The following is a 14,085-nucleotide window of genomic DNA, read 5'->3' as shown; positions in this document are numbered from 1 at the left end:
ACGCGGGCGTGAGCACGGGACGGGGCGGAAAGAAAAAAGGCGCGCAACATTGGCGTTGCGCGCCTTTTGGGGCTCCATGACGGAGTCAGGAAACGTAAAGGTCGAATCAATGCGCCGGCGCCGTGGCATGCCCCATGCGGCGCGGCAGTGCATCAATTTTTATGTCACGGGATCAGCACCGTCGAACCCGTGGTCTTGCGCGCTTCGAGATCGGCATGAGCCTGCCCGACGTCCTCGAGCGCGTAGCGCTGGTTGATCGACGTCTTGACCTTGCCCGAGGACACCACGTCGAAGAGTTCGGCGGCCATCGCTTCGTAGTCGGCGCGTTTCGCGATATACGTGAAGAGCGTCGGGCGCGTGAAGAAGAGCGAGCCGCGCCCGGCGAACTCCGACGAATCGATCGGCGGCAGCGGCCCCGAAGCATTGCCAAAGCTCACGAACATGCCGAGCGGCGCAAGACAGTCGAGCGATTTCGTGTAGGTATCCTTGCCAATCGAGTCGTACACCACGGGCACACCCGCACCGCTCGTGATCTCACGCACGCGTGCCGTGAAGTCCTCGCGCGTGTAGACGATCGGATGATCGCAGCCGTGCGCCTCCGCGATCGCGGCCTTCTCGTCCGAACCCACGGTGCCGATCACGGTCGCGCCCAGCGCCTTCGCCCACTGGCACACGAGCAGGCCCACGCCGCCCGCCGCCGCCTGGATGAGGATGGTGTCGCCGGCCTTCACGCGATACGTGCGGCGCAGCAGGTATTGCGCCGTGAGGCCCTGCAGCATGATCGATGCGGCCGCTTCGTCGCTGATCGAATCGGGCAGCTTGATCACCTGGTCGGCGCGCAGCACGCGCTCCTGCGCGTAGGCACCCGGCGGGCGCGCGACATACGCCACGCGGTCGCCCACCTTCAGCGCGCTCACGCCGCGGCCCACCGCCGTCACCTCGCCGGCCGCCTCCATGCCGAGCCCGGCGGGCAGCGGCTGCGGATAGAGCCCGGTGCGGAAATACACGTCGATGTAATTGAGGCCGCACGCGCCCTGGCGCAAACGCACCTCGCCGTCGCCCGGCTCGCCCACGTCGACATCCACCCACTTCATCACTTCGGGGCCGCCGGTCTTGTCGTATCGAATTGCCTTGGTCATCACGTCTCCTTGGTGTTGTCCTGGCTGGTTTCCTGAAATCGGGCTACGAGGCGCGCACTACCCGCGCACTTCACGCACGCATCACGCACGCTTCAGGCCGCGTTTTTCTGGCGCAGCGTGAGCACGTCGAGCAGCATGCGCGCCGTCGAGATGTTCGTCGCGCACGGCACGTCGTGCACGTCGCAGGCGCGCACGAGTGCGTTGATATCGGGTTCGTGCGGCTGCGGAGTCATCGGGTCGCGCAGGAAGATCACGATGTCGACGTTGCCTTCCGCGAGCCGCGCGCCGATCTGCAGGTCGCCGCCGTGCGGGCCCGAGAGCATGCGCTCGACGTTCACGCCCGTCGCGGCCTCGATGCGCGAGCCGGTCGTGCCGGTCGCGATGATCTCGCAGTGGCGCAGCGTATCGACGTATTCGGTCGCCAGCTTGACGATGTCATCCTTCTTGTGGTCGTGCGCGATCAGTGCGACGCGGGTTGGCATGGCGTAAGTCTCCTTGACGTGTGGTTTGCGTGCTTAATTGGCGTGATGCGTGTCGTGATGCGTATTGTGATGCGGCGCCAAAGGCGCCGCGGCTGCCCAACGCTGACTCGATATCAGTAGGTGCCGGGATAAGCCCCGCCGTCGATCAGCCAGTTCTGCCCGGTGATATAGCCCGCGTGCACGCTGCACAGGAACGCGCAGGCGCGGCCGAATTCGTCGGGCGTGCCGAAACGTCCGGCCGGAATCGCCTTCATGCGGCGCGTGCGCGCTTCTTCTTCCGAAATCTGGCTCGACTTCGCCTGCGCGACGATGGTGGCCTGGATGCGGTCGGTGTCGAACGCGCCCGGCAGCAGGTTGTTGATCGTGACGCCGGTGGCCGCGACCTGGCGGGCCACGCCCGCGACGAAGCCCGTGAGGCCCGAGCGCGCGCCGTTCGAGAGGCCGAGCACGTCGATCGGCGCCTTCACCGAGGAGCTCGTGATGTTGACGATGCGCCCGAAGCCGCGCGCGATCATGGCGTCGATGGTCGACTGGATCAGCGCGATCGGCGTGAGCATGTTCGCTTCGAGCGCCGCGATCCACGCCTCATGGGTGTACTTGCGGAAGTCGCCCGGCGGCGGCCCGCCCGCGTTGTTCACCAGGATATCCGGCGACGGACACGCCGCGAGCGCGGCGGCGCGGCCCGCTTCGGTCGTGATGTCGCAGGCCACCGCCTTGACGTCCACGCCCGTGCTCTTGCGGATATGCGCGGCGGTTTCCTCCAGCGTCTGCGCGGTGCGCGCGACGATCGTCACGTTGACGCCTTCGGCGGCGAGCGCCTCGGCGCAGCCGCGCCCAAGTCCCTTGCTGGCCGCGCACACCAGCGCGTTGCGTCCTGCGATGCCCATGTCCATCGTTTCGTGTCCTTTTTGCGTGGATGACCGTCCTGTGACAGGGCGGACACGGCCAGGCCTTGCGCCGCCCCGCCCTGCGACCTTTTTGGGATTCTAGAAGAATCGGGCGCGGCGCGTGGAAGGCCGACGGCGCGAGGCCCCGCAAGTGGTTCGCGAAGCAGCGTCGCATCGCGCCATACGCGCGCCGATGCGTGCGTGCTTACCGTATACTTGCGGCTGTAGCGCGGCCCGGCGCCCCCGCAAGCCTCGAGCGCTTGCCGCGCGCGGCGGGCCGTGCTCGCCGCAACCGCACAACCCGGGCGTGAGCTCCGGGCTCGCGCGGCAGCGGCACGACCGATTCTCCGATTCCCTTGCAGCCTCGTGCGCCCCGCCATGAAACAGGACAGCCGTTTTCCGAATCTCTTCATCCTCGATCACCCGCTGATCCAGCACAAGCTCACGCATATGCGCGACAAGGACACGTCCACGCGCACGTTCCGCGAGCTGCTGCGCGAGATCACGCTGCTGATGGGCTATGAAATCACGCGCGAGCTGCCGGTCGCGTCGCGCCGCGTGCAGACACCGCTCGTCGAAATCGATGCGCCGGTGATCGCGGGCAAGAAGCTCGCCATCGTGCCGGTGCTGCGCGCAGGCGTAGGCATGTCCGACGGACTGCTCGAGCTGGTGCCCTCCGCGCGCGTCGGCCATATCGGCGTGTATCGCGCCGACGACCATCGCCCGGTCGAATATCTCGTGCGCCTGCCCGACCTCGAGGACCGCACCTTCATCCTCTGCGACCCGATGGTCGCGACGGGCTACTCGGCGGCGCACGCCATCGACGTACTCAAGCGCCGCGGCGTGCCCGGCGAGCGCATCCTGTTCCTCGCGCTGGTGGCCGCGCCCGAAGGCGTGGACGTGTTCCAGAAGGCGCACCCGGACGTGAAGCTCTACGTCGCGTCGCTCGATTCGCATCTGAACGAGCACGCCTACATCATTCCGGGCCTCGGTGACGCCGGCGACCGGCTCTTCGGCACGAAGAACTAAACGCTGCGCCACAGTTGCCGTGGGGGCGGCTGGGGGAAACCGGCCGCCTCGTCCCCTTCCCACCTTGCGCGAGCGCACCCGATCCCGCCCCCTTAGCCCCCTCTGCGGCTGGCGTAACTCGCAATCGTCTGGCGTTTCGTCACGTAGGCAGGCGAAGCCGGGCGGTCCCGGCGTGATAAAATTCAGGTCCACCTGAAAGGGCGCTGCGTCCTGCCCTGCCGGCACATCATGCTGCGCGGGCGTTACGGGCGAGCCGCGCGCAGAATCATGCGCGCCGTGCGAGCGAAGCACGAAGGCCGCGCCCGGGAACATCGCAACGAGAACAGCACACTGCACGCGCATGGCGCGTGAGACGGAGAAAGGTATGGCGGGTCATTCGAAATGGGCCAACATCAAGCACAAGAAGGCTGCTGCTGACGCGAAGCGCGGCAAGGTCTGGACGCGGCTCATCAAGGAAATCCAGGTCGCGGCGCGCATGGGCGGCGGCGATGCCGATACGAACCCGCGCCTGCGTCTGGCCGTCGACAAGGCGTACGACGCCAACATGCCCAAGGACAACATCAACCGCGCCATCCAGCGCGGTGTGGGCGGCGTCGATGGCGCGAACTACGAGGAAATCCGCTACGAAGGCTACGGCATCGGCGGCGCGGCCGTCATCGTGGACACGATGACCGACAACCGCACCCGCACGGTCGCGGAAGTGCGCCACGCATTCTCGAAGTTCGGCGGCAACATGGGCACGGACGGCTCGGTTGCATTCATGTTCGATCACGTCGGCCAGTTCGTGTTCGCGCCGGGCACGCCCGAAGACGAGCTCATGAACGCCGCGCTCGAAGCGGGCGCCGACGACGTCGTGACGAACGAGGACGGCTCGATCGAAGTGGTCTGCCCGCCGTTCGACTTCACGAAGGTGAAGACCGCGCTCGAAGCCGCAGGCTTCAAGGCGGAAATGGCCGAAGTCACCATGAAGCCGCAGAACGAGGTCGAGTTCACGGGCGACGACGCCGTGAAGATGCAAAAGCTGCTCGACGCTCTCGAAAACCTGGACGACGTCCAGGATGTGTACACCAACGCGTCGATCGCCGAGGAATAAGGCGTCGGCCCGGGAGGCCGCGTCGAGGTCTGCCTTGGCCCCGCCTCCTGCTCGCGATTTTCACGGCCGGCGCACTGTGCGCCGGCCGCAACTGTTTCTGGTCTAGGTCTTTCGGGGATTCTCATGAAGTTACTCGTCGTCGGTTCTGGCGGCCGCGAACATGCGCTGGCGTGGAAGCTCGCGCAGTCGCCGCGCGTGCAGCTCGTCTACGTCGCACCCGGTAACGGCGGCACCGCGCAGGACGAGCGGCTCGCTAACGTCGACATCACGGATATCCACGAGCTCGCCGATTTCGCCGAGCGCGAAGGCGTCGCCCTCACGGTGGTCGGCCCGGAAGCGCCGCTCGCGGCCGGCATCGTCAACGTGTTCCGCCAGCGTGGCCTGAAGGTGTTCGGCCCGTCGAAGGAAGCCGCGCAGCTCGAAAGCTCGAAGGACTTCGCCAAGGCGTTCATGAAGCGCCACAACATCCCGACCGCGGCCTACGAGACCTTCTCGGACGCCGCGGCGGCGCACGCCTACGTCGATAAGAACGGCGCGCCCATCGTCATCAAGGCCGACGGCCTGGCTGCCGGCAAGGGCGTGGTCGTGGCGATGTCGCTGGAAGAAGCGCACCAGGCCATCGACATGATGCTCGCCGACAACAAGCTCGGCGACGCCGGCGCGCGCGTGGTGATCGAGGAATTCCTCGCGGGCGAGGAAGCGAGCTTCATCGTCATGGTGGACGGCAAGCACGTGCTCGCGCTCGCCTCGAGCCAGGACCACAAGCGGCTGCAGGACGGCGACCAGGGCCCGAACACGGGCGGCATGGGCGCCTACTCGCCCGCGCCCATCGTCACGCCGCAGCTGCACGCACGCGTGATGCGCGAAATCATCCTGCCGACCGTGGCGGGCATGGAAAAGGAAGGCATCCGCTACACGGGCTTCCTCTACGCCGGCCTGATGATCGACGCGCAGGGCAACCCGAAGACGCTCGAATTCAACTGCCGCATGGGCGACCCGGAAACGCAGCCGATCATGGCGCGCCTGAAGGGCGACTTCTCGAAGGTCGTGGAACACGCCATTGCCGGCACGCTCAACCAGGTCGAACTCGACTGGGACCGCCGCACGGCGCTTGGCGTCGTGCTCGCCGCGCACAACTATCCGGAAACGCCGCGCAAGGGCGACCGCATCAGCGACATCCCCGCCGAAGCCGACGATTCGGTGACGTTCCATGCGGGCACGCAGATGGTGGACGGCAAGCTCGTGACCTCGGGCGGCCGCGTGCTGTGCGTGGTGGGTCTCGCCGATTCGGTGCGCAGCGCGCAGAACGTGGCGTACGAGACCGTCAACCGCATCTCGTTCGACGGCATGCAGTATCGCAACGACATCGGCTATCGCGCCGCTGGGCGCAAGCAGTAAGCGCAGCGCTTTCCTGGGGCCGCCCGCTTCGATGCGGCCCCAAAGGAAGCGAGCGGCCATGCGAGAGCCGCGCGGCCGCTCGCCGTGGCCCCCACGCAACGGCGCTCTCACGGCTTTTTCGCCTGACCGCTCACGCGCGCAGCAAAGACGTCCGCCGCGAGCCGAACCACGCAGCGCCCTGAGCGCGCGACACGCAGCCCGCGCGGCCACCGTTGGCGCCGGACGTCGCGCCAATCGGCGCTACACTGCCGCTGTCAGGCCGCCCCGGGCGGTCTATCCGAGTAACCCAACGCATAACCCGACGAATAACCGGTTCCAGCGCCCGAGCGCTGCCGTCCCCATTTCATCGATGACCGACACCCCTAACAGCGCCTACCCCGACAGCGCCGCCGTCCGCGCCTGGCTGGCCGGCCTGCAGACGCAGATCGCCGACACGCTCGGCGCCTTCGACGGCAAGCCGTTCGCCACCGACAACTGGCAACGCGGGCCCGGCGAGAAGCTGCGCGGCGGCGGTTGCACGCGCATCATCGAAGGCGGCGAGTTCTTCGAGCGCGGGGGCATCGGCTTTTCCGACGTTTCGGGCGACGCCTTGCCGCCCTCGGCAACGGCGGCGCGCCCCGAACTGAACGGCCGCGGCTTCGAGGCGATGGGGGTTTCGCTCGTGCTGCATCCGCGCAATCCGTATTGCCCGACCGTGCACATGAACGTGCGCATGCTGCTCGCCACCAAGGCGGGCGAGGCGCCGGTGTTCTGGTTCGGCGGCGGCATGGACCTCACGCCCTTTTACGGCTTCGAGGAAGACGCGCAGCACTTCCACGGCGTGTGCCGCGATGCGCTCGCCCCCTATGGCGAGGACCTGTACCCGCGCTTCAAGCGCTGGTGCGACGACTACTTTTTCCTGAAGCACCGCAACGAAGCGCGCGGCGTGGGCGGCATTTTCTTCGACGATTACGCCACTGGCGGCTTCGACGAAGCGTTCGCCATGCTCAGGAGCGTGGGCGACGGTTTCCTGAAGGCGTATCTGCCGATCATCGAAAAGCGTCGTGCGACGCCCTACGGCGAAGCCGAGCGCGAGTTCCAGGCGTACCGGCGCGGTCGCTACGTCGAATTCAATCTGGTCTGGGACCGCGGCACGCATTTCGGCCTGCAAAGCGGCGGCCGCACGGAATCGATCCTCATGTCGATGCCGCCGGGCGCGACCTGGCGCTACAACTGGCACCCGCAGCCGGGCACGCCGGAAGCGCGCCTCTACAGCGACTTCCTGCCCGTGCGCGACTGGGTCTGACGCCGTGACGCACGCTTTCACCGTCCCGCCCAACGCGCTCGAACGGCGCGTCGGGCTGCTAGGCGGCACGTTCGATCCGATCCACGAGGGCCACCTTGCGCTCGCGCGCCATTTTGCGCGCGTGCTGGGCCTGAACGAGCTGATCCTGCTGCCCGCCGGACAACCGTGGCAAAAGCCGGGCGTGACCGCGGCGCAGCATCGGCTCGCCATGACGCGTGCCGCCGCTGCCTCGCTCGCGCTGCCGGGTGTGACGGTGACGGTGGATGCCGACGAAATCGAGCACAACGGCCCGACCTACACGGTCGAAACGCTGCGCCGCTGGCGCGCGCGGCGCGACGTCGACGGCCGCGAGACTAACGCGCAAGCGGCGCTCACGCTGTTAATGGGCGCCGATCAACTGCTGCACCTCGATTCGTGGCACGAATGGCGCGAGCTTTTTTCGCTCGCGCATCTGGCCGTGGCGAGCCGCCCCGGCTTCGGCTTTGACGACGACTTCGCGGCGCTGCCGCCCGAAGTCGCGCGCGAAGCCGCTGCCCGCCGCGCAAGCGCCGCCGCGCTTGCGACCACGCCGTACGGCCACTTGCTGGTCGACGAAACGCTCGCGCTCGACGTTTCGGCGACCGAAATCCGGCGCGACCTGCCGGCCTGCGTGGCAAGCGGGCAACGTCGCGGCACCGCCGCCGACAAGCTTCCCGCGGCCGTGTGGGACTATATCCTTCAACATCATCTCTATCTGCATCACGGGTAACTATGGACATCCGCAAACTTCAACGCGCCATCGTCGACGGTCTCGAAGACGTCAAGGCACAAGACATCCGCGTCTTCAACACGAGCCATCTGACCGAGCTGTTCGACCGCGTGGTCGTTGCGAGCGGCACCTCGAACCGCCAGACCAAGGCACTCGCCAACAGCGTGCGCGAAAAGGTCAAGGAAGCCGGCGGCGACATCGTGAGCACGGAAGGCGAGGACATCGGCGAATGGGTGCTCGTGGATTGCGGCGACGCAGTCGTCCACATCCTCCAGCCCGCGCTGCGCCAGTACTACAACCTCGAGGAAATCTGGGGCGACAAGCCGGTGCGCGTGAAACTCGCGGCCAATACGGGCTTCGTGGGCGCGCGCCCGAGCGAACCGATCGACGACGAGGACGAAGACGAAGAAGCCGCGCCGGCCGTGAAGAAGCCCGCGCGCAAAAGCGCCGCGCGTAAAACCGCGAAGTAAGCGCAGCGCGCTCGCGAACGACAATCGTCCCGCACGATGAAACTGCATATCGTCGCCGTCGGCCACAAGATGCCGGACTGGATCGCAGAGGGCTTCGAGGAATATACGAAGCGCATGCCGCCGGAGCTGCGCATCGAACTGCGCGAGGTGAAGCCCGAGCAGCGCTCGTCAGGCCGCTCCGCCGAGAGCGTCATGGCGGCCGAGCGCACGCGTATCGAGGCCGCGCTGCCGAAGAATGCGCGCATCGTCGCGCTCGACGAACGCGGCAAGGACTGGACCACGATGCAGCTCGCCCGTGCGCTGCCGCTCTGGCAGCAGGACGGCCGCGACGTGGCGTTCCTGATCGGCGGCGCGGACGGCCTCGACCCCGAACTCAAGTCGCGCGCCGACACGCTCTTGCGCCTGTCCTCCCTCACGCTGCCGCACGCGATGGTGCGCGTGCTGCTTGCCGAGCAGCTTTACCGCGCGTGGACCATCACGCAGAATCACCCCTATCATCGCGTGTGATGCAGGGATAGAGCGCGCTCGCGCCGCTTTTCGTCGTGCGCCTGCGCGCAGCTTGCGCCCCACTCGAGCCCCGCTTGCGCCCGAAATGGCAGGCGCGCACGTCAACCCGAAGTCCGTAACGACAAAGACGCTCCGATGCCCACCAACGCGCCCTATCCGTTCGTCTATCTCGCCTCGCAAAGCCCGCGGCGCCAGGAGCTGCTGCAACAGCTCGGCGTGCGCTTCGAGCTGCTGCTGCCGCGCCCTGACGAAGACGCCGAAGCGCTCGAAACCGTGCTGCCCGGCGAGCAAGCCGCTGTCTATGTCGAGCGCGTGTGCGCCGCGAAGGCCGACGCCGCCCGCGCGCGTCTTGTCGCAGGCTCGCACAAGCACGCGCCGATTCTCACCGCCGACACCACGGTCTCCATCGACGGCCATATTCTCGGCAAGCCGCACGATGCAGCCGAAGCCTATGCGATGCTCGAGCGCCTCGCCGGACGCGAGCACGAAGTGCTCACGGCGGTGGCCGTAGTCAACGCCGAAGGGGTGTGCCTGCCCGTCGCGGTCTCGCGTTCGCACGTGCGTTTTGCCCCAGCGATGCCCGCTGCGATCGCGCGCTACGTGGCGAGCGGCGAGCCGTTCGGCAAGGCCGGCGCATACGGCATACAGGGCCGCGCGGCGGAATTCGTCGAGCGAATCGACGGGTCCTATTCGGGTATCATGGGTTTGCCACTATTCGAAACGGCCGCCCTCCTGCGCGCCGCGGGCATCGACTTCTAGAACAAATCATGAACGAAGAAATCCTGATCAACGTCACGCCCCAGGAGACGCGCGTCGCATTGGTCCAGCAAGGCGCAGTACAGGAGCTTCACGTCGAGCGCACGCTGTCGCGCGGGCGCGTCGGCAACGTCTATCTCGGCAAGGTCGTGCGCGTGCTGCCGGGCATGCAGTCCGCGTTCATCGACATCGGACTCGAGCGCGCCGCGTTCCTTCATGTGGCCGATATCTGGCATCCGCGCATCGCCGGCGAAGCGCATGCGCCCGTGCATCATCAGCCCATCGAAAAGACCGTGTTCGAAGGGCAAACGCTCATGGTGCAGGTCGTGAAGGATCCGATCGGCACGAAGGGCGCGCGCCTTTCCACGCAGGTGAGCATTGCGGGGCGCACGCTGGTCTATTTGCCGCAGGAACCGCACATCGGCATCTCGCAGAAGATCGAGAGCGAGGCCGAGCGCGAAGCGGTGCGCGCGCGCCTCACGGCCGTGCTGCCCGCCGACGAAAAAGGCGGCTATATCGTGCGCACGATCGCCGAAGACGCCACGAGCGAAGAGCTTGCGGCGGACGTCGCGTATCTGCGCAAAACGTGGGCGACGATACTCGCTCAGGCGCAGCGCGTGCCCGCCACGAGCCTGCTTTATCAAGACCTGAATCTCTCGCAGCGCGTGCTGCGCGACTTCGTGAACGACGAGACCTCGCGTATTCAGGTCGATTCGCGCGAAACGTTCCAGAAGCTTACCGAGTTCGCGACCGAATTCACGCCCGCCGTGCTGCCGAAGCTGCATCACTATTCGGGCGAGCGGCCGCTCTTCGATCTCTACAACATCGAGGCCGAGATCCAGCGCGCGCTCTCGCGCCGGGTGGACCTCAAGTCGGGCGGCTACCTCGTGATCGACCAGACCGAGGCGATGACGACCATCGACGTGAACACGGGCGGCTACGTCGGCGCGCGCAACTTCGACGACACGATCTTCAAGACGAATCTCGAAGCGGCGCATACGATCGCGCGGCAATTGCGTCTGCGCAATCTGGGCGGCGTGATCATCATCGACTTCATCGACATGGAGAACGTCGAGCATCGCGACCAGGTGCTCGGCGAGCTGAAGAAGGCGCTTTCGCGCGACCGCACGCGTGTGACCGTGAACGGCTTCTCGCAGTTGGGCCTTGTGGAGATGACGCGCAAGCGCACGCGCGAATCGCTTGCGCACGTGCTGTGCGAGCCTTGCCCGACTTGTCTCGGCAAAGGCCAGGTGAAGACCGCACGCACCGTTTGCTACGACGTGCTGCGTGAAATTCTGCGCGAGTCGCGGCAGTTCAATCCGCGCGAGTTTCGCGTGGTCGCTTCACAGCAGGTCATCGACCTCTTTCTCGAGGAAGAGTCGCAGCATCTCGCCATGTTGATCGACTTCATCGGCAAGCCGGTTTCGTTGCAGGTGGAATCGAATTTGAGTCAGGAACAGTACGACATCGTGCTCATGTAGCGCGACGCGTGTGCAGGCATCACCGGAGCATCGCAGTTGAATCACCAGCGCGTCACCATTGAACAGATCGGCGAATTCGACGAGATCGTCGACGTACGAACGCCGCTCGAATATGCCGAGGACCACGTACCCGGCGCGATCAACGCGCCCGTGCTCAGCAACGAAGAGCGCGTGATCGTCGGGACCATGTACAAGGAGTCGCCCTTCGAGGCGACGCGCGTGGGCGCGGCCATGGTGGCGCGCAATATCGCCATGCATCTCGACACGCTGTTCGCCGACCGTCCACGCAACTGGCGCCCGCTTATCTACTGCTGGCGCGGCGGCAAGCGTTCCGGCTCGATGACGGCGTGGTTCAACATGATCGGCTGGCGCGCGCGTCAACTTGACGGCGGATACAAGGCGTACCGGCATACGGTCGTGGAAGCGCTTGGCACGCTGCCTGAAGGATTTCGCTATATCGTGGTGGCCGGGCCGACCGGCAGCGGCAAGACACGCCTGTTGAAGGCGCTGGGACAAGCGAACGCGCAGATGCTCGATCTCGAAGGGCTCGCTGCGCATCGCGGTTCGTTGCTGGGCGCGCTGCCCGAGCGGGCGCAACCGTCGCAGAAGTCGTTCGATACGGCGCTCGTGCAGACGCTGCGCGGTTTCGACGCCGCGCGCCCCGTGTTTGTCGAGGCCGAGAGCCGGCGCATCGGCGTCATCACGCTGCCACCCGCGCTCGTCGAACGTCTGCATGCCGCGCCTTGTGTCGTACTCGATGTCGCGCGTAAAGAACGCATCGACTTGCTGCTCGAGGAGTACGGGCATTTGTTTGATGAACGTACCTATTTCCGCGAGCAGCTGAACAAGCTCACGCCGCTGCACGGGCGCGAGCGTATCGAATCGTGGTGCAAGCTGCTCGACGAAGATCGGAGAGCGGCGCTTTACGAGGCGCTCGTCGCGCAGCACTACGATCCCGCCTACACGCGCAGCACGCGGCGCAACTTCGCGAAGCTCGAAAAATCGCTGCACTTCGCGTTTCAGCCGATGAAGGGCGACACGCTCGTGCAAGCCCGCGCGCTGCTCGCGCAGTTGGAGGAAACGTCGTACGCCGCAGAACCTGCGGGCAGCGAAGCCGAAGCGCCTCGCGCCGTCTGACGTCTCCCCTTCCACTTCGCGCACTTCACAAACAGTGCGCGCCGCGACGGCTTAGCGCGAGTACATCGCGTTCCAGTCTTCAGGCGAAACCGTAGCGCGGCCGCCCGATTGCGACGCGTTCGCCACGCCGCCGTAGCTGCTGTTTGCGCCATTCAACGCGGCGACCTTCGCCTGGGCGGCCTGAATGGCTTCGGGATAGTGGGCGTTGTCGCCATCGCCGACGCGGTAGCCCACCTGCTGAAGTTGCACGAGTTCGGCGCGCACCTGGGCGCGGGTGATGGTCGAGTGCGACTGCGCAAACGAAGCGGTGGGAAGTGCGGCAGCGGCAAGAACGGCGGCGACGGCAACGGCTTGAATCAGGGACTTCATGGAAACGACCTCCAGTTGGATTGGCGGTCGACGTGCGACTGTGTGTGCATGCGACCGATGTACGCATCGTATGCTCACGAATCCCTAGGGTTAACCCCTAGAATCCTAAGGCACTGTTCCAATTCGAGGCAAAGTGCGCGCGATCCGGCGCCGCAGGGCGCCGTCGGCGTTGGCGCGATTACTGGCGCGGCGTGGCGTTTTCAGTCAACGAAGCGGTGTGCTGGAGTTGCGCGGGCAGATCGGGCTCCCACGCTTCGAGATCCTGAGTCGGGTAAAGGCCGAACGCGTAGATCACCCGCTTGAGGCGGCTCACGAAGTTGGGCCGCGGCACGTTGGGAAGCGTGCCCGGCGCGGCATCGGCCGTGCGGGCCATGTAGTTGTACTTGAAGTCGCGCTGCGTCACGCCCCACTTCAGGAGGAATTCGCGGCCGCCGCGATTGCGGCGAATGCGTCCCGTCGTACGGCAGCCGAAATGGTAGATACGGCTCGCGCCTACCGAGCGGAACGTGCGGCAGCCGATCAGCCAGAGCTTCATCAGGAAGTCGTCGTCGCTGCTCATGCCTGGCCCGAACTCGATGCTATAGCCACCCACGCGCAGCCAAAGTTCGCGGCTCACGAGCGTCGGCTGCAGCGCGATGCCGTTCCGGTCCGCAGTGTTCATCTTCGCGGCGAATTCGAGCAGCCCGGCCTCATTGAAGTCGGCAGGACCCGTGCCGAAGTGGGCGACCGTCACGAGGTTGTTGCCAGTGTCGGTCGGCTCGATGATCTGCGAGGCGAGATAGGCAGGCGCCGGGCCGATTTCGCGCAATGCATCGACGAAGGCCGAATCCCAACCGGGCGTGCAGAACATGTCGTCGTTCATGAACAGGATCCACTCGGTCGTGGCAAGGCGCGCCACGTCGTTCACGGCGAGGCAGACGCCCACGTTCCCCTTGCTCCACGTATGGCGGATGCCCTGTTCGCGGACCCAGTCGAGCGTGCCGTCGCTGCCGTCGTTCACATGGACGAGAATCTCGTGCTCGAACGAAGAATGGCGCCGGATGCTGTCGACGCACAGCTTGAGGTACGGCAGGTTATTCCAGGTCGGGATCAGAATGCTGAACATGAAGGTTTGCCCTAGAAAGGGTCAGATTTGGCATCCCCGCGTTCCGTGATCGCTTCGAAGGCGGTCAGCACGGACGCGTAGAAAAACGGGTTCTTTCATAACGTCCTGACTACGCGGCTTTTTGGGTGCGAAGCATGACGAGAAACGCGATATTGTACGCATACATTCTTCTTACCCGAACTCGCCGCGGAAGTTCGTA

At 66.0% G+C, this 14,085-nt stretch carries 15 protein-coding genes; 10 read left to right on the top strand and 5 right to left on the bottom strand.

Features of this window, described 5'->3' with window-relative positions:
• Nucleotides 1–164: 164 nt before the first annotated feature.
• The 3 genes from E1N52_RS09025 to E1N52_RS09015 form a co-directional block, all read right to left on the bottom strand.
• Complete coding sequence (locus E1N52_RS09025) at nt 165–1,139, bottom strand: quinone oxidoreductase family protein (protein ID WP_133182047.1); 975 nt, start codon at nt 1,137–1,139, stop codon at nt 165–167.
• 92 nt (nt 1,140–1,231) lie between these two features.
• Nucleotides 1,232–1,621, bottom strand: coding sequence for a methylglyoxal synthase (locus E1N52_RS09020; protein WP_133182045.1), 390 nt, complete (start codon nt 1,619–1,621; stop codon nt 1,232–1,234).
• Nucleotides 1,622–1,734: 113 nt separating this feature from the next.
• Nucleotides 1,735–2,514, bottom strand: a complete 780-nt coding sequence (locus tag E1N52_RS09015) for an SDR family oxidoreductase (protein WP_133182043.1) — start codon at nt 2,512–2,514, stop codon at nt 1,735–1,737.
• A gap of 372 nt (nt 2,515–2,886) precedes the next feature.
• On the opposite strand from E1N52_RS09015, the gene upp reads away from it, so the two are divergent.
• From upp to mnmH, 10 genes are all read left to right on the top strand, one after another.
• Complete coding sequence (gene upp / locus E1N52_RS09010) at nt 2,887–3,537, top strand: uracil phosphoribosyltransferase (protein WP_133182041.1); 651 nt, start codon at nt 2,887–2,889, stop codon at nt 3,535–3,537.
• 364 nt (nt 3,538–3,901) lie between these two features.
• Nucleotides 3,902–4,630 carry a YebC/PmpR family DNA-binding transcriptional regulator gene (locus tag E1N52_RS09005; protein WP_112174299.1) on the top strand — a complete coding sequence of 243 codons (729 nt, stop codon included), beginning with the start codon at nt 3,902–3,904 and terminating at the stop codon, nt 4,628–4,630.
• A 123-nt stretch (nt 4,631–4,753) separates the two neighbouring features.
• A complete protein-coding gene (purD, locus tag E1N52_RS09000; protein WP_133182039.1) occupies nt 4,754–6,028 on the top strand; it encodes a phosphoribosylamine--glycine ligase in 1,275 nt (424 codons plus the stop codon).
• 349 nt (nt 6,029–6,377) lie between these two features.
• Nucleotides 6,378–7,313: an oxygen-dependent coproporphyrinogen oxidase gene (gene hemF / locus E1N52_RS08995; RefSeq protein WP_133182037.1), complete on the top strand. Its 936-nt coding sequence runs from the start codon at nt 6,378–6,380 to the stop codon at nt 7,311–7,313.
• Nucleotides 7,314–7,317: 4 nt separating this feature from the next.
• On the top strand, nt 7,318–8,061 hold the full coding sequence (locus E1N52_RS08990) for a nicotinate-nucleotide adenylyltransferase (protein WP_133182035.1): 744 nt from the start codon (nt 7,318–7,320) through the stop codon (nt 8,059–8,061).
• Nucleotides 8,062–8,063: 2 nt separating this feature from the next.
• A complete protein-coding gene (rsfS, locus tag E1N52_RS08985) occupies nt 8,064–8,531 on the top strand; it encodes a ribosome silencing factor (protein ID WP_133182033.1) in 468 nt (155 codons plus the stop codon).
• Between the two features lie 36 nt (nt 8,532–8,567).
• Nucleotides 8,568–9,038 (top strand): 23S rRNA (pseudouridine(1915)-N(3))-methyltransferase RlmH, encoded by a 471-nt coding sequence (gene rlmH, locus E1N52_RS08980; RefSeq protein ID WP_110856386.1) that lies wholly within the window; start codon nt 8,568–8,570, stop codon nt 9,036–9,038.
• 135 nt (nt 9,039–9,173) lie between these two features.
• A complete protein-coding gene (locus E1N52_RS08975; RefSeq protein ID WP_133182031.1) occupies nt 9,174–9,797 on the top strand; it encodes a Maf family protein in 624 nt (207 codons plus the stop codon).
• A gap of 8 nt (nt 9,798–9,805) precedes the next feature.
• Nucleotides 9,806–11,275 carry a ribonuclease G gene (rng, locus tag E1N52_RS08970; protein ID WP_133182029.1) on the top strand — a complete coding sequence of 490 codons (1,470 nt, stop codon included), beginning with the start codon at nt 9,806–9,808 and terminating at the stop codon, nt 11,273–11,275.
• Nucleotides 11,276–11,311: 36 nt separating this feature from the next.
• The gene (mnmH, locus tag E1N52_RS08965) at nt 11,312–12,412 is read left to right on the top strand and encodes a tRNA 2-selenouridine(34) synthase MnmH (RefSeq protein ID WP_133182027.1); all 1,101 of its coding nucleotides are present in this window, start codon (nt 11,312–11,314) and stop codon (nt 12,410–12,412) included.
• A 51-nt stretch (nt 12,413–12,463) separates the two neighbouring features.
• Here mnmH and E1N52_RS08960 read toward each other — a convergent pair whose 3' ends face one another.
• Both E1N52_RS08960 and E1N52_RS08955 read right to left on the bottom strand, forming a co-directional pair.
• Entirely contained in the window at nt 12,464–12,781 is a 318-nt protein-coding gene (locus tag E1N52_RS08960; protein ID WP_028205724.1) for a DUF4148 domain-containing protein, read from the bottom strand.
• Between the two features lie 178 nt (nt 12,782–12,959).
• A complete protein-coding gene (locus E1N52_RS08955; protein WP_133182025.1) occupies nt 12,960–13,886 on the bottom strand; it encodes a glycosyltransferase family 2 protein in 927 nt (308 codons plus the stop codon).
• Nucleotides 13,887–14,085: the final 199 nt, after the last annotated feature.

The organism is Paraburkholderia guartelaensis (genome assembly GCF_004353905.1).
Classification (GTDB): Bacteria; Pseudomonadota; Gammaproteobacteria; order Burkholderiales; family Burkholderiaceae; genus Paraburkholderia; species Paraburkholderia guartelaensis.
The sequence above is the reverse complement of the archived record's forward strand: the minus strand, read 5'-3'. Positions and strand labels throughout refer to the sequence as shown.

Bases quoted from the DNA above. Each gene is read 5' to 3' on its own strand.
- E1N52_RS08955 (WP_133182025.1), bottom strand. From the start codon at position 13,886: ATGTTCAGCATTCTGATCCCGACCTGGAATAACCTGCCGTACCTCAAG.
- hemF (WP_133182037.1), top strand. From the start codon at position 6,378: ATGACCGACACCCCTAACAGCGCCTACCCCGACAGCGCCGCCGTCCGC.
- E1N52_RS08975 (WP_133182031.1), top strand. From the start codon at position 9,174: ATGCCCACCAACGCGCCCTATCCGTTCGTCTATCTCGCCTCGCAAAGC.
- E1N52_RS09015 (WP_133182043.1), bottom strand. From the start codon at position 2,514: ATGGACATGGGCATCGCAGGACGCAACGCGCTGGTGTGCGCGGCCAGC.
- rng (WP_133182029.1), top strand. From the start codon at position 9,806: ATGAACGAAGAAATCCTGATCAACGTCACGCCCCAGGAGACGCGCGTC.
- E1N52_RS09020 (WP_133182045.1), bottom strand. From the start codon at position 1,621: ATGCCAACCCGCGTCGCACTGATCGCGCACGACCACAAGAAGGATGAC.
- rsfS (WP_133182033.1), top strand. From the start codon at position 8,064: ATGGACATCCGCAAACTTCAACGCGCCATCGTCGACGGTCTCGAAGAC.
- E1N52_RS08960 (WP_028205724.1), bottom strand. From the start codon at position 12,781: ATGAAGTCCCTGATTCAAGCCGTTGCCGTCGCCGCCGTTCTTGCCGCT.
- rlmH (WP_110856386.1), top strand. From the start codon at position 8,568: ATGAAACTGCATATCGTCGCCGTCGGCCACAAGATGCCGGACTGGATC.
- purD (WP_133182039.1), top strand. From the start codon at position 4,754: ATGAAGTTACTCGTCGTCGGTTCTGGCGGCCGCGAACATGCGCTGGCG.
- E1N52_RS09005 (WP_112174299.1), top strand. From the start codon at position 3,902: ATGGCGGGTCATTCGAAATGGGCCAACATCAAGCACAAGAAGGCTGCT.
- upp (WP_133182041.1), top strand. From the start codon at position 2,887: ATGAAACAGGACAGCCGTTTTCCGAATCTCTTCATCCTCGATCACCCG.
- E1N52_RS09025 (WP_133182047.1), bottom strand. From the start codon at position 1,139: ATGACCAAGGCAATTCGATACGACAAGACCGGCGGCCCCGAAGTGATG.